This window comes from Bradyrhizobium sp. OK095 (assembly GCF_900109945.1).
In the GTDB taxonomy this organism is placed as follows: Bacteria; Pseudomonadota; Alphaproteobacteria; order Rhizobiales; family Xanthobacteraceae; genus Bradyrhizobium.
In genome coordinates this window covers 396,798-409,731 of record NZ_FOBX01000003.1, presented here as the reverse complement: position 1 = coordinate 409,731, position 12,934 = coordinate 396,798, and the positions used below count along the sequence as shown (strand labels likewise).

Sequence of the window (12,934 nt, the reverse complement as noted above, 5' to 3'; positions counted from 1 at the left end):
ATATCAGCCGCGGGGACGACCCTGCCTTCAATGGAGGGTCGTCATGGCCTGGAGCATCCTGTTCGTCGCCGGTCTGCTGGAGATCGCCTGGGCAATCGGTCTCAAATACACCGAGGGCTTTACCAAGCTCGTTCCATCGGTTCTCACGCTCGCGGCCATGGCCGGCAGCGTCATCCTGCTCGGCCTCGCCCTCAAATCCCTGCCGATTGGAACCGCCTATGCGGTGTGGACCGGCATCGGCGCGGTCGGGACCGCGACGCTCGGCATCATCCTGTTCGGCGAGCCGGCCACGGCGTTCCGCCTCGCCAGCATCGGGCTGATCGTCGCCGGCATCGCGGGGCTGAAATTCGTTACCTGACGAGGAGCTTGACCGCCCACCAGGTCAGCGCGGCGACGATGGCCGAGGCCGGCATCGTAATGACCCAGGCATAGACGATCGAGCTCGCCACGTTCCAGCGCACCGCCGAAAGGCGGCGGGCGGCGCCGACACCGACGATGGCGCCGGTGATGGTATGGGTGGTCGAGACGGGAACTCCGAGGAAGGTCGCCATGAACAGGGTCGCAGCGCCCCCGGTCTCGGCGCAAAAGCCCTGCATCGGCGTCAGCTTTGTAATTCGCAATCCCATGGTGCGGACGATGCGCCAGCCGCCCATCAGCGTACCCATCGCCATGGCAGCCTGGCACGACAGCACCACCCAGAACGGCACGAAAAATTCGCCGCCGAGATGGCCCTGCGAATAGAGCAGCACGGCGATGATGCCCATGGTTTTCTGCGCGTCATTACCGCCATGACCGAGCGAATAGAGCGAGGCCGAGGCGAATTGCAGGATACGGAAGGCGCGATCCACGGCGAACGGCGTCGAGCGCACCGAGGCCCAGGACACGATCGCGACCAGCATCACCGCAAGCAGGAAGCCGACGAGCGGAGACAGCACGATCGCGATCACCGTCTTGGACAGACCGCTCCAGACAGCGGCCGAGAGCCCGGCCTTGGCCACACCGGCACCGAACAAGCCGCCAATCAACGCGTGTGACGAAGACGATGGGATACCGAGGGCCCACGTCACGAGATTCCAGACGATGGCGCCGACCAGGGCTGCGAAGATCACCTGGGCATCGACGATCGCGGGATCGATGATGCCGGTGCCGATGGTCTGGGCGACGTGCAGGCCGAACACCATGAAGGCGACGAAATTGAAGAACGCAGCCCAGAGCACCGCGAATTGCGGCCGCAGCACGCGGGTCGAGACAATGGTCGCGATCGAATTGGCGGCATCGTGCAGGCCGTTCAGGAAGTCGAACAGCAGCGCGACGGCGATCAATCCGATCAGGACGGGAACACCCAACGCAGCATCCACGGCGAGGCCCTGCCCTACACTTGCTCGATGACGATGCTGTTGATCTCGTTCGCGACGTCGTCGAAACGGTCGGCCACCTTTTCGAGATGGTCGTAGATCTCGGCACCGACGATGAAATTCATCGCGCTGCCGTCACGGTGCTTGAGGAACAACTCCTTCAGGCCGATGTCGTGGAGGTCGTCGACCCGGCCTTCGAGCTTGGTCAGCTCTTCCGTGATCGCGGTCAGCATGGCGACGTTCTTGCCGATCTCCTGCATCAGGGGCAGCGCGCGGCCGACCAGATTGGCGCATTCGATCAAGAGCCCACCGATCTCCCGCATCGGCGGCTCGAAGGCGCGGACCTCGAACAGCATCACGGCTTTGGCCGTCTGCTGCATCTGGTCGATGGCATCGTCCATCGAGGTGATCAGGTTCTTGATGTCGAGGCGGTCGAACGGCGTGATGAAGGTGCGGCGCACCGCGGTCAGCACCTCGCGGGTGATATTGTCGGCGTCGTTCTCGAACTGGTTGACGCGCTGGCAGTAGACCGGCGTCTCCTCGCCCCCGTTCAGCATGCCCTGGAGCGCGATGGAGCCCTGGATCACGGTCTGGGCGTGGCGATCGAACAGCTCGAAGAACCGTTCTTCCTTGGGCAGGAAAGCGCGAAACCATCGCATCATGGGGAGTGACTACCGGTTGGAAATGGCCCGGCCCGGACGGGCCGTCACGAAACTGTCATAGACCATTTTCAATCCGCGCGCGTGTCACCTCACGCCCGCGGAGCCGGATCATCCACCGCTTTCACGCGCCAATAAATTGACGCCAGATCAATATCTTAGAGAGACCGTCGGAAAAAATGCGCGAATTCACCGACCACACCACGGCGGAAGACGAGCACGCAGATCACGAAGACCGAGCCCTGGATCACTGTGACCCATTGCCCCAGACCGGACAGGTATTGTTGCATCGCGACGATGACAAAGGCGCCGAAAACCGGGCCGAACACGGTGCCGAGACCGCCGACCAGCGTCATCAGCACGATTAGCCCTGACATCGCCACCTCGACGTCAGTCAATGAGGCATTTTGCGCGACAAACACCTTCAGTGCGCCGGCCAACCCCGCCAGCGTTCCCGACAGGATATAGGCGATCAGCTTGTATTGATCGGTCTTGTAGCCGAGCGATATCGCGCGCTGCTCGTTCTCACGGATCGCCTTCAGGACCTCGCCGAACGGCGAGTTGATGGCGCGAAAGATCACGAGGAAGCCGAACAGAAAACCCGCAAGCACGGTGTAGTAAAGGATCGTCGGATTGGCGAGATTGAATATCCCGAACAGATAGCCCTGCGGAATGCCCTGGATGCCGTCCTCGCCGTGGGTAAAGGGCGCCTGCAGATAGATGAAATACAATAGCTGGGAGAGCGCCAGCGTGATCATTGCGAAATAAATGCCCTGGCGCCGGATTGCGATAAGGCCGGTGATGACGGCAAGCCCGGCGGCGGCGGCGGTGCCGGCCAAAATGCCAAGCTCAGGCGGCAGGCCCCAGACTTTCAAGGCGTGGCCCGAGACGTAACCCGCCGTGCCCAGAAACATCGCGTGGCCAAACGACAGCAAACCGCCATAGCCGATCAACAGGTTGAAGGCGCAGGCCAGCAACGCGAAGCAGAGGGCCTGCATCACAAAGAACGGATAGATCTTGGTGAACGGCACGGCGGCAAGCAGTACCGCCATCACCACGAAGACGATCATCTCGTCGCGCAATGCGCGTGGGGTCGCCGGCAAAGTGTCGTCAGTTGCTACGGTCATATCAGGCGGCCCTTCCCGTCAGTCCCGTTGGCTTCACCAGGAGCACCAGCACCATCAGCACGAACACGACCGTGTTGGAGGCCTCAGGATAGAAATACTTCGTCAGCCCTTCAATCACGCCCAGCGCAAAGCCCGTGATGATCGAGCCCATGATCGAACCCATGCCACCAATTACCACCACCGCAAACACGACGATGATAACATTTTCGCCCATCAGCGGCCTGACCTGATTGATCGGCGCCGACAGCACGCCGGCGAGTGCGGCCAGGCCGACTCCGAGCCCGTAGGTCAACGTGATCATCCTGGGAACGTTGATGCCGAAGGCTCGCACCAGCGTCGGGTTTTCAGTCGCCGCGCGCAGATAAGCACCCAGCCGCGTGCGCTCGATCAAATACCAGGTGGCAAAACAAACGACGAGCGAGAACACCACCACCCAGCCGCGATAGATCGGCAGATACATGAATCCCAGGTTCATTCCGCCCTTTAGTGCATCGGGGATCGAATAGGGCAAACCGGAGGAGCCGAAGTAGTTCTGGAACACCCCTTGAATAATTAGCGCCAGGCCGAAGGTGAGCAGCAGCCCGTAGAGATGATCGAGGCCGGCGAGCCATTGCAGCATGGTCCGTTCCAGGATCATGCCGAAGATGCCGACAATGATCGGCGCGAACAGCAGCGCCCACCAGTAATTGATGCCGCCGAGGCTCAGCAGGAAATAGGCAACGAAGGCGCCCATCATGTAGAGCGCGCCATGGGCGAAATTGATGATGTTGAGCATGCCGAAGATCACGGCGAGCCCGAGACTGAGCAGCGCGTAGAACGAGCCGTTGATCAGTCCCACCAGTAGCTGAGCGTAAAGAGCCTGCATCGATCCCGCACCCGGTCCCTTCGGCGTTCCCTAAATAGCTGCCCGCCGGCTCGAGGCCGGCGGGCTGTTGGTCTTATTTCTTGAGCAGCGCGCACTTGCTTTCGGCGAGCGGCGTAAACGCCTGGTCACCCGGCACACTGCCAACAAGCTTGTAGAAGTCCCACGGCCCTTTGGACTCCGAGGGCTTCTTCACCTCGAACAGGTAAGCGCTGTGAATGGTGCGGCCGTTGGGCTGGATCTCGCCCTTGCCGAACAGATCGTCCTCGGTCGGCATCGACTTCATCTTGTCGACGACCTTGACGCCGTCATGAGGGTTGCCGCCGAGTGCGTCCAGCGCCTTGAGATAATGGCGCACGCCGGCATAGACGCCGGCCTGCACCATGGTGGGCGGTGCGTTGCTCTTCATCTTGTCGGCGAAGCGCTTCGAGAATGCACGGGTCTGGTCGTTCATGTCCCAGTAGAAGGTCTCGGTGAAGTTGAGGCCCTGCGCGGTCTCCAGACCGATCGCCTTGACGTCGGTGAGGAACAAAAGCAGCGCCGCCAGCTTCTGGCCGCCCTTGCCGATGCCGAACTCGGCCGCCTGCTTGATCGAGTTGGTGGTGTCGCCGCCGGCATTGGCAAGGCCGATGATCTTGGCCTTGGAGGCCTGCGCCTGGAGCAGGAAGGACGAGAAGTCCGGCGTGTTCAGCGGATGCTTGACGCCGCCGACGATCTTGCCGCCGTTGGCGGTGACCACGGCCGTAGTGTCACGCTCGAGCGCCGCACCGAAGGCGTAGTCCGCGGTCAGGAAGAACCAGCTGTCACCGCCGGCCTTCACCAGCGCCTGGCCCGTGGTGTGGGCCAGCATGTAGGTGTCGTAGGTCCAGTGCACGGTGTTGGGCGAGCACTGCGCGTTGGTGAGGTCAGAGGTCGCCGCACCCGAATTGATGTAGACGCCGTTCTTTTCCTTGATGACGTTGTTGACGGCGAGCGCCACGCCGGAGTTCGGCACGTCGACGATGACGTCGACCTTGTCGACGTCGAACCACTGCCGCGCAATCGCGGTGCCGATGTCGGGCTTGTTCTGGTGATCGCCCGAGATGACGTCGATCTTCCAGCCCTTCGCAGCCAGGCCGGAATCTTCGACCGCCATCTGGGCTGCGAGCGTCGAGCCGGGACCGCCGAGGTCGGCATAGAGGCCCGACTGATCGGACAGCGCGCCGATCTTGACGGTCTTGTCCTGCGCGAAGGCTGCGCCCGCGGTGGTCACGGCCAACGCGGTGCCGAGCAGAAACGATGCAATCGACTTTTTCATGTGACTTCCCTCGTGAATTCTCTCGTGGCCGTCCTAATTCAGGCCGTTCTAGACGCCGAGATAGGTGTGGAGCTTGTCCATGTTGGCGGCAAGCTCCGAATTGGCAAACCCGTCAATGATCTTGCCGTGTTCGACCACGTAATAGCGGTCGGCGACGGTGGATGCGAAGCGGAAGTTCTGCTCGACAAGGAGGATCGTAAATCCCTCCTTCTTGAGCCGTGCGATGGTGTGGCCGATCTGCTGGATGATGACCGGTGCCAGACCCTCGGTCGGCTCGTCCAGCATCAGGAAGCTCGCACCGGTGCGCAAGATGCGCGCGATCGCGAGCATCTGCTGCTCGCCGCCTGAGAGCTTGGTGCCCTGGCTGTTGAGACGTTCTTTCAGGTTCGGAAACAGGTCGAAGATCTGTTCGAGCGGCAATCCGCCCGGGCGCACCACCGGCGGCAGCAGCAAATTCTCCCGCACGTCGAGACTGGAGAAAATTCCGCGCTCCTCCGGGCAGAACGCGATACCCATGCGCGCGATCCTGTCGGAGGTCGTGCGAATGATCTCCTGGTTGTTGAACTTCACCGAGCCGGCGCGCTTGCCGATGATCCCCATGATCGACTTCAGCGTGGTCGTCTTGCCGGCGCCGTTGCGCCCGAGCAGGGTGACGACCTCGCCCGCGTTCACGTCGAAATTGATCCCGTGCAGGATGTGCGACTCGCCGTACCAGGCTTCCAGGTTGCGCACCTGAAGGATGTTGCCGCCGGTTGCAGCCTTTGCGGGAGCGTCCGCAGTTGTACTCTCAGCCATGACCAGCTCCCAGATAGGCTTCCTTGACGCGCTCGTCCTTGGTGAGCTCGCTGTAATGGCCCTGCGCAAGCACCTGCCCGCGCGTCAGCACGGTGATGATGTCGGAGAGATTGGCGACGACGCTCAGATTATGCTCGACCATCAGGATGGTGTATTTCGCGGAGATGCGCTTGATCAGCGCTGCGATCTTATCGATGTCCTCGTGGCCCATGCCGGCCATCGGCTCGTCCAGCAGCATCATCTCGGGGTCGAGCGCGAGCGTGGTTGCGATCTCGAGTGCGCGCTTGCGGCCATAGGCCATCTCGACCGCGGGCGTATCGGCAAACTCGCTGAGGCCGACATCGTTCAACAGCTCGCGCGCGCGATCGTTGAACTGGTTCAGCACGGACTTGGAGCGCCAGAAATCGAACGAGCTGCCGTGCTGGCGCTGAAGTGCGACACGAACGTTCTCCAGCGCGGTGAGATGCGGAAATACCGCCGATATCTGGAATGAACGGACCAGGCCCAGGCGGGCTACGTCGGCCGGCGCCATCGCGGTGATGTCCTGCCCCTTGTACAGGATTTTTCCGGCAGACGGTTTGAGGAACTTGGTCAAAAGATTGAAGCACGTCGTCTTGCCGGCCCCGTTCGGGCCGATCAACGCGTGAATGCTCCCGCGGCGAACCTTGAGCGCAACGTCGCGGACGGCGAAGAAGCCCGCGAACTCCTTGGTCAAGCCTTCCGTTTCGAGAATGAACTCATCGGCCAAACAGATTTCCCCCCGCCCGCGCAATACGCGTGGCTGTCCTTAGTTGCTTCGGCTTTCCGGGGGCCTTGGAGCCTTCCCGGAACGCCGCCTCCGGGCGCGGAATATGCCGGAGGTGACGGGGGTTAGGCAAGGCGGAAAGCTGAGCAGATCAGGTCTCCGGCCGGGAGACTTATGCTCCCTTAGTCGGACCTTTTTTGATGTTGCCTGCCCGGCCTCCCGGTTCGCAAGGCACCGGTCATCAAGGCGTCGTTAACGGTCTTTCGTCCCGCGCGCCAGCCTTCATAGAAAATTTTCCCGCAAGCTGCATCATGCGCGGGTTTTCAGACGTCGGGAATATTGTCTTGGATTTTGCAAGCGCCCCTCCTTCTGCCGTCAAGTCGATCAGGCAGCGTGATCTCCTGAACACGTGGCTGCGACTTTATGCGCGCGAGCAGATGGCGCCGGCGATCTGGGAGTACCAGCCCGCGCGGCTCGAGGAAGAGCTGTCCGATCTCATCTATTATACAGTGGACATTTCAGAGCCGACGCCACGCCTTACGATCCAGAGCGAAGGCACGCGCATCTCGCGCGCCTATGGACATACCGGCAAGGGCGTTCTGCTCGACGACTATATCGGGCCGCGGCTCGTCCCCTTCGTGATGCCGTTCTATCATGAATGCGTCGCGCGCGGGCTGCCGGTCTACAGCGTTGCCGACGTCGACGACATCTATGGACGTGTGGTTGCCTACGAGCGGCTGCTGCTGCCGTTCCAGACCGAAGGCAAGGTCTGCCACGTCATCGCCTCGCTCAAGACATTCTGTGAGGACGGCGGCTTCGAGATCAAGAATCTGATGCGCGGAAATGACGCGCTGCCGCGGCCGAAATTGCGCGCGGTGATCGATCGCGACTTGTTTCATCGCGCGCCCGGCCGCATTGCCGCGGCCGACGTGGTCGAGTTTGCCGAACAGCCCGGCGTCACCACCGAGATCGTCGAGCTGAACTAGCGCTCAGCGCGATCTGATCCTACTTGGCCTTGACGTCCTTGACATAGATATCCGGCTTGAAGCCGACCAGCAGCTTGCCACCGACTTCCAGCACAGGCCGCTTGATCATCGATGGTTGCGCTAGCATCAGGGCCAGCGCCTTCTTCTCGGTGAGGCCTTCCTTGTCGGCCTCGGGAAGCTTCTTGAAGGTCGTGCCGGCGCGATTGAGCAGCGTCTCCCAGCCGACCTTGTCGCTCCACTGCTTGAGCTTGTCCTTCTCGACGCCCGCCGCCTTGTAATCGTGGAATTCATACGCGACGCCATGGCTGTCGAGCCAGGTGCGCGCCTTCTTCATGGTGTCGCAGTTCTTGATGCCATAGATAATGTTGGGCAAGACCAGTTCCTCGCGCATGCGTGGTGCTTCGGCTGCGGCGTTGTACGAAACTCTGCTTCGCGCGACAATATTGCGAACGAAGCCATCCGAACGGACACCTGATGCACGTCACCCACGATCCCGCCGCGACCGCGTCGCCGACCATCGACTTCAACACCTTCCTCGCAGTCGATATCCGCGTCGGAACCATCGTCGATGCAAAACCGTTCCCGGAGGCGCGCAAGCCGGCCTGGCGGCTGTGGATCGACTTCGGCCCCGCCATCGGCGTGCGCAAGAGCTCGGCGCAGATCACCGAAAACCATCCGCTCGAAACGCTGGTCGGGCAACAGGTCGCGGCCGTCGTCAATTTCCCGCCGCGCCAGATCGGACCTGTCGTGTCGGAGGTGCTGACGCTCGGCTTTCCGGATGCCGACGGCAAGGTCGTGCTGGTGCAGCCAGGCAAGCCCGTGCCGAACGGCGGACGGCTGTTTTAGCCGCGCGCGATCGAGCTGCAGCGTCGCGTCTGCCGGCGCACTAACCGCGGTTTACTCCCCTGGTGCCCCACTCCGGGCGACCCGGACTTGACCAAAATCCATTTTGCCAATAAAAATGACTGACTGATCGTTTTTTATCCAGATCGGCCCTGTTCCGGCACTTTCTAGCCCATAGCTAAAACGATCGACCTGTCAGTTATTTATGGACGGCCAAAATGCCCAAGATCAGCGACAAGCAGCGCGAAGGCCGGCGGCAGCAGATCCTCGAAGCCGCGCTTGCCTGCTTCGCCGAGGACGGCTTTCACCAGACCAGCATGGCCGACATCGTTAAACGGTCGGGCTTGAGCCACGGTGCGGTCTATCTCTACTTCCAGAGCAAGGACGATCTGATCGAGGCGCTCGCCGACGACCGGCATCGCCGCGAAACCGTGCTCAATTCGGTGGCGCAAGGATCGGGCGATCCGATCGAAGGACTGCACGCGCTTGTGCGCGTCTACGCACAATGGCTCACCGATCCCGCCGGCGAGGCTCGCCGTCGCGTCGGCATCCATGGCTGGGCCGAGGCGCTGCGCAACCGCCGCGTCCGCACCAGCGTCGTCGAGGGCATCGACATGCCGCGCGCCCTGATCGTGGCGTTGGTCGAGCGCGCCCAGCATGACGGCCTGATCAAGCGCGATCTCGGCGCGGAAGCAATCGCACGCGTGCTGATCGCGATCTTCCAGGGCTTTGTGCTGCAAAAATGCTGGGGCGAGGATTTTGACGTCGAGGGCTGCATGGCCGCAGTCACCGGCGTGATCGAAGGATTTCGTACCAAGCCCGACATCAAGCGACGAACCAGGACGTAGCCGATGTCCTGGCTTCACGAACTCATCGCCGGTGGCGGTGTCGGTCTGGTCGCAGGGCTGGCATCGGGCTTCACGGGCACGAGCCCCGGTGGCGGCCTCGTGATCTTCTCGGTGCTGTTGCTCGGCGCCGAGCAACACGTCGCCCAGGGCACCTCGCTGATCACGCAAATCCCTCCGACGGGTCTCGCCGGCGTGCGCCGCTACTGGCAGAACGGCAATCGCAGTCCCTTGCTATGGATCGTCTGGATCGGCATCGGATTTCTCGTCGGCGGTGCGGGCGGCGGCTATGGCGCGGCCACGGTGTCCGACGCAGTCCTGCAATGGACCTATGTCGTCTATCTCGTCGCGTTGCTCGTTCTTCTGATCGTACGCGGTGAGGGAAAGAATGGGAGCAGCGAGACCCGCGACAGCGAAAAGCTGCCTTGGCTACCCCTGTTCCTCATCGGCACGCTGGCCGGCTTTTCCTCAGGCTTCATGGGGATCGGCGGCGGCCTCGCGATCACGGTCGGGCTCACCGCCGGGCTACGCGTGCCGCAACATCAGGCGCAGCTCGTCAGCCTCATCTTCTCGGTGATCCCGGCCAACATTCCGGCGGCCTCAATCTACTGGAGCAAGGGCCTCATGGTCGGCTGGCCGGCCATCGTCGGCATTCTGGCCGGCCTCTGGATCGGCACCGATCTCGGCGCACGCGCAGCCAATGGCGTCAGCAAATCGGTGCTGCGCTGGGCCATGATCGCCCTCATCTCGCTGATGGCGCTCTACATGACCTACAAGGCGTTGAGCTAGCTCACGGCCGCTTCGGAATGTTCAGCCCGCGCTCCACGGCCGGGCGCGCAAGGCCGCGTTCCAGCCACGCGCCAACCGACTTGAACTCGCTGAATCCGACGAGATCGCCGGCGCCGTAGAAACCGTTGAGGTTGCGCACCCAGCCGAGCATCGAGATGTCGGCGATGGTGTAGTCGTCATCCATAAACCATTGCCGGCCCGTGAGATGCGTTTCCATCACACCGAGCAGACGCTTGGCCTCGCTGACGTAACGATCGCGGGGCCGCTTGTCCTCAAAATCCTTGCCGGCGAATTTGTGGAAGAAGCCGACCTGGCCGAACATCGGCCCGATGCCGCCCATCTGGAAATGCAGCCACGCGAGCGTCTGATAGCGACGCGCTGCATCCTCCGGCAAAAGCTTGCCGGTCTTCTCCGCGAGATATTGCAGGATCGCGCCGGACTCGAACAGCGGCAGCGGCCTGCCGCCGGGACCATTGGGATCGAGGATCGCCGGGATCTTGCCGTTCGGATTGAGCGAGAGGAATTCCGGCGTCTTCTGGTCGTCTTTGCCGAAATCGACGAGATGGACTTCGTAGGGAAGCCCGATCTCCTCCAGCATGATCGAAACCTTGACGCCGTTCGGCGTCGGCAGCGAATAGAGCTGGAGCAACTCCGGGTGCTTGGCCGGCCAGCGCTTGGTGATGGGAAAAGAGGAAAGATCGGACATCGGGACCTGCAATCTGATGTTGATGCGTGTCTAATCTAGGCAACGAGTGGAACGACGCAAGGTTCAATAATTGATCTCCATCCGCAATCCGCGCGGATCGACCTCCTCCCCGCCGACACGCTGCGTGCTGTCGCGCGCCGCAACGGCGCAGGCACAGGCATCGATGAGATCGTCGCGGCCGATGCCGGTGCCGTAGCGAAGCTTCAGCCATCTTTCGATTTTTGTGAAGCCACGATCTCTCAGCAACGCGACTCGCTGCTCGCGACCTCGCGGTGACGTCTTGGGTTCAAGCCGCACGCGGCCTGCGAGATTCCAGAAGATCAATTCCGGATGCGCTTCGCCGATCGTCGCCTGCCGCGCCGGCGTCATGATCTCGTCGACGTCCCTGATCTTGTCCCGGATATTCCAGAGTTGCGCCGACACACCCTTACCTTTGCCTTCATGCTTCCAGTAGTGGCGATTGGCTGCCGCCATGTCGGGGAATGTCCAGAGGTCACGCCGCGCGCCGAGGAACACCGCAGCGCCGACCAGTTCGCGCGCACGCAGGTCGCAAACGCGATAGCCGCTCACGTCCAAACCAATCGGCATGTCGATCATCGCCCGCGCATGCGGCATCGCGAGCAATCGCGTGAGGCCCGGCGAATAATCAAAACCATGATCGCCATGCTCGTCGATCCACGCAGCAACCCAGCCGAAACGAAATCCATCGAGACCGAGATATTTTGGCACGTCATGCGTCCGTCATTTTCAATTTTCACACGCGCGTCGCTTGACATCCGCAAGTTGCAGGCGTATTTCCCGCGGCCTCGCGAACACTTCCGTTCGCGACAGACACCATGAACCGAGCGATGCTGAACCGCTACGAAAGAATTGTCCGCACGCTGAATAGCTCCAAGCTATTCGATGTCGGATGTCCGGCTCATGGGAGCGATCTTGCCTGACCGCAAGATCGATAGTCCGTTTCTCACGGACCCTCCCGAGCCTGCCGCTCCGGAGGGTTTTTTGTTGCCTTCCGCGGCCCCATCGAACATCCCGGCAATCGCCGGAACGAGAGACCCGGATCTCGGGGCTCGCGCTGGAGATGCGCGTGCCCAAGTGCGCGGGGCCTGCCGGAGGGAACGAGGCGATGAGCCGGACACCGATGGCAGAGCGAACCCCGATGGTTCGCAAAGTGCGGCGCGTCGACAGCGCCGCGACAGAATTTTTGTAACTCGGTTTGCCGCGATGATCGCGGCTCAACCGACGCTGGTGGTGAAGATGTCGGATACTTCTTCACGGTAAAGCGGGTTCGAATCCCGCCCTTGACACACGCACCGGGATGCGGCCTTGGGAGAGGCTTGCACGCGGCCCGGCGCAGGATTTGTCCGCAAGGACAGGCCTGTGTTGTCGTCACTGACGCCGACATCGCCCGTTCCCCAGCGTACCCATCAACGGCCGATGCGAAAGCATCGGCCTGGCGGTGGTGAAGATGCCTGTTACTTCGGTAGAGCGCCGGCCTTGTTTCTGGGCCGGAGGTCGCGGGCTCAACTCCCGCCGGCTGAAATGCCGTAGCTCAGTAAGCTCACAGAGCAGCGACAGCATCGCCCGTTCCCCGCCAACCCCATCACGGTCCGTGGTGAAGATTTCTGTTACTTCGCCTCCAAAGCGAGAGACGCGGGTTCGAATCCCGCCCGGTGTGCCATGCACCGGTAGCTCAATGGCCAGAGCGCTTTCCGGCAGGCTTTTGCTTGCCGGGTCACAGCAATCGTCCGTTCCCGGATCGTGTCCTTCTCGTCCCCACCGCCGGTGGTGAAGAGCGCTGTTACTTCGCTGTCGGAGGTTCGAGCCCTCCCGGACGTCAGTCCGTAGCTCAGTTGGTAGAGCACGATCAGCCTCGCTTGTTCCCCGGCACCCGTTTTCATGTCCCCGTCAAACCCAGAGGAGGC

15 protein-coding genes are annotated in these 12,934 nt (G+C 62.0%); 5 read left to right on the top strand and 10 right to left on the bottom strand.

Annotation, left to right across the window (positions count from 1 at the left end):
- The first annotated feature begins 43 nt into the window (after nt 1-43).
- Complete coding sequence (gene sugE / locus BMW89_RS10880) at nt 44-358, top strand: quaternary ammonium compound efflux SMR transporter SugE (protein ID WP_092025655.1); 315 nt, start codon at nt 44-46, stop codon at nt 356-358.
- Here the strand turns inward: sugE and BMW89_RS10875 are convergent.
- The 7 genes from BMW89_RS10875 to BMW89_RS10845 form a co-directional block, all read right to left on the bottom strand.
- A complete protein-coding gene (locus BMW89_RS10875) occupies nt 351-1,358 on the bottom strand; it encodes an inorganic phosphate transporter (RefSeq protein ID WP_092025652.1) in 1,008 nt (335 codons plus the stop codon). The genes sugE and BMW89_RS10875 overlap by 8 nt on opposite strands.
- 14 nt (nt 1,359-1,372) lie before the next feature.
- Nucleotides 1,373-2,017, bottom strand: coding sequence for a DUF47 domain-containing protein (locus BMW89_RS10870; RefSeq protein ID WP_092025649.1), 645 nt, complete (start codon nt 2,015-2,017; stop codon nt 1,373-1,375).
- A 155-nt stretch (nt 2,018-2,172) separates the two neighbouring features.
- Nucleotides 2,173-3,141 (bottom strand): branched-chain amino acid ABC transporter permease, encoded by a 969-nt coding sequence (locus BMW89_RS10865; protein WP_092025646.1) that lies wholly within the window; start codon nt 3,139-3,141, stop codon nt 2,173-2,175.
- A 1-nt stretch (nt 3,142) separates the two neighbouring features.
- Nucleotides 3,143-4,006, bottom strand: coding sequence for a branched-chain amino acid ABC transporter permease (locus tag BMW89_RS10860; protein WP_092025644.1), 864 nt, complete (start codon nt 4,004-4,006; stop codon nt 3,143-3,145).
- Between the two features lie 73 nt (nt 4,007-4,079).
- A complete protein-coding gene (locus BMW89_RS10855; protein ID WP_092025641.1) occupies nt 4,080-5,300 on the bottom strand; it encodes an ABC transporter substrate-binding protein in 1,221 nt (406 codons plus the stop codon).
- A gap of 48 nt (nt 5,301-5,348) precedes the next feature.
- Complete coding sequence (locus tag BMW89_RS10850; protein WP_092025639.1) at nt 5,349-6,095, bottom strand: ABC transporter ATP-binding protein; 747 nt, start codon at nt 6,093-6,095, stop codon at nt 5,349-5,351.
- Nucleotides 6,088-6,843, bottom strand: coding sequence for an ABC transporter ATP-binding protein (locus BMW89_RS10845; protein WP_092025637.1), 756 nt, complete (start codon nt 6,841-6,843; stop codon nt 6,088-6,090). Before BMW89_RS10845 ends, BMW89_RS10850 begins: the two co-directional genes overlap by 8 nt.
- 308 nt (nt 6,844-7,151) lie before the next feature.
- Between BMW89_RS10845 and BMW89_RS10840 the strand changes: the two genes are divergently transcribed.
- Nucleotides 7,152-7,826 (top strand): hypothetical protein, encoded by a 675-nt coding sequence (locus tag BMW89_RS10840; RefSeq protein WP_177195959.1) that lies wholly within the window; start codon nt 7,152-7,154, stop codon nt 7,824-7,826.
- Between the two features lie 19 nt (nt 7,827-7,845).
- On the opposite strand, the gene BMW89_RS10835 is transcribed toward BMW89_RS10840, so the two are convergent.
- Entirely contained in the window at nt 7,846-8,199 is a 354-nt protein-coding gene (locus tag BMW89_RS10835; RefSeq protein ID WP_092026307.1) for an ArsC family reductase, read from the bottom strand.
- Nucleotides 8,200-8,300: 101 nt separating this feature from the next.
- Here BMW89_RS10835 and BMW89_RS10830 point away from each other — a divergent pair, with 101 nt between their 5' ends.
- The 3 genes from BMW89_RS10830 to BMW89_RS10820 all read left to right on the top strand — a co-directional run bounded on the left by BMW89_RS10830 (nt 8,301) and on the right by BMW89_RS10820 (nt 10,303).
- A complete protein-coding gene (locus tag BMW89_RS10830; protein WP_092025632.1) occupies nt 8,301-8,672 on the top strand; it encodes a tRNA-binding protein in 372 nt (123 codons plus the stop codon).
- Between the two features lie 215 nt (nt 8,673-8,887).
- Nucleotides 8,888-9,517, top strand: coding sequence for a TetR/AcrR family transcriptional regulator (locus tag BMW89_RS10825; RefSeq protein WP_092025629.1), 630 nt, complete (start codon nt 8,888-8,890; stop codon nt 9,515-9,517).
- A gap of 3 nt (nt 9,518-9,520) precedes the next feature.
- Entirely contained in the window at nt 9,521-10,303 is a 783-nt protein-coding gene (locus tag BMW89_RS10820) for a sulfite exporter TauE/SafE family protein (protein WP_092025626.1), read from the top strand.
- A 1-nt stretch (nt 10,304) separates the two neighbouring features.
- Here BMW89_RS10820 and BMW89_RS10815 read toward each other — a convergent pair whose 3' ends face one another.
- Complete coding sequence (locus BMW89_RS10815; protein WP_092025623.1) at nt 10,305-11,009, bottom strand: glutathione S-transferase family protein; 705 nt, start codon at nt 11,007-11,009, stop codon at nt 10,305-10,307.
- Between the two features lie 63 nt (nt 11,010-11,072).
- Nucleotides 11,073-11,738, bottom strand: coding sequence for a DUF429 domain-containing protein (locus BMW89_RS10810; protein ID WP_092025620.1), 666 nt, complete (start codon nt 11,736-11,738; stop codon nt 11,073-11,075).
- Nucleotides 11,739-12,934: the final 1,196 nt, after the last annotated feature.

Coding starts and splice junctions, on each gene's coding strand:
- BMW89_RS10855 (WP_092025641.1), bottom strand. CDS start 5,300: ATGAAAAAGTCGATTGCATCGTTTCTGCTCGGCACCGCGTTGGCCGTG.
- BMW89_RS10840 (WP_177195959.1), top strand. CDS start 7,152: ATGCGCGGGTTTTCAGACGTCGGGAATATTGTCTTGGATTTTGCAAGC.
- BMW89_RS10870 (WP_092025649.1), bottom strand. CDS start 2,017: ATGATGCGATGGTTTCGCGCTTTCCTGCCCAAGGAAGAACGGTTCTTC.
- sugE (WP_092025655.1), top strand. CDS start 44: ATGGCCTGGAGCATCCTGTTCGTCGCCGGTCTGCTGGAGATCGCCTGG.
- BMW89_RS10815 (WP_092025623.1), bottom strand. CDS start 11,009: ATGTCCGATCTTTCCTCTTTTCCCATCACCAAGCGCTGGCCGGCCAAG.
- BMW89_RS10860 (WP_092025644.1), bottom strand. CDS start 4,006: ATGCAGGCTCTTTACGCTCAGCTACTGGTGGGACTGATCAACGGCTCG.
- BMW89_RS10850 (WP_092025639.1), bottom strand. CDS start 6,095: ATGGCTGAGAGTACAACTGCGGACGCTCCCGCAAAGGCTGCAACCGGC.
- BMW89_RS10830 (WP_092025632.1), top strand. CDS start 8,301: ATGCACGTCACCCACGATCCCGCCGCGACCGCGTCGCCGACCATCGAC.
- BMW89_RS10820 (WP_092025626.1), top strand. CDS start 9,521: ATGTCCTGGCTTCACGAACTCATCGCCGGTGGCGGTGTCGGTCTGGTC.
- BMW89_RS10825 (WP_092025629.1), top strand. CDS start 8,888: ATGCCCAAGATCAGCGACAAGCAGCGCGAAGGCCGGCGGCAGCAGATC.
- BMW89_RS10865 (WP_092025646.1), bottom strand. CDS start 3,141: ATGACCGTAGCAACTGACGACACTTTGCCGGCGACCCCACGCGCATTG.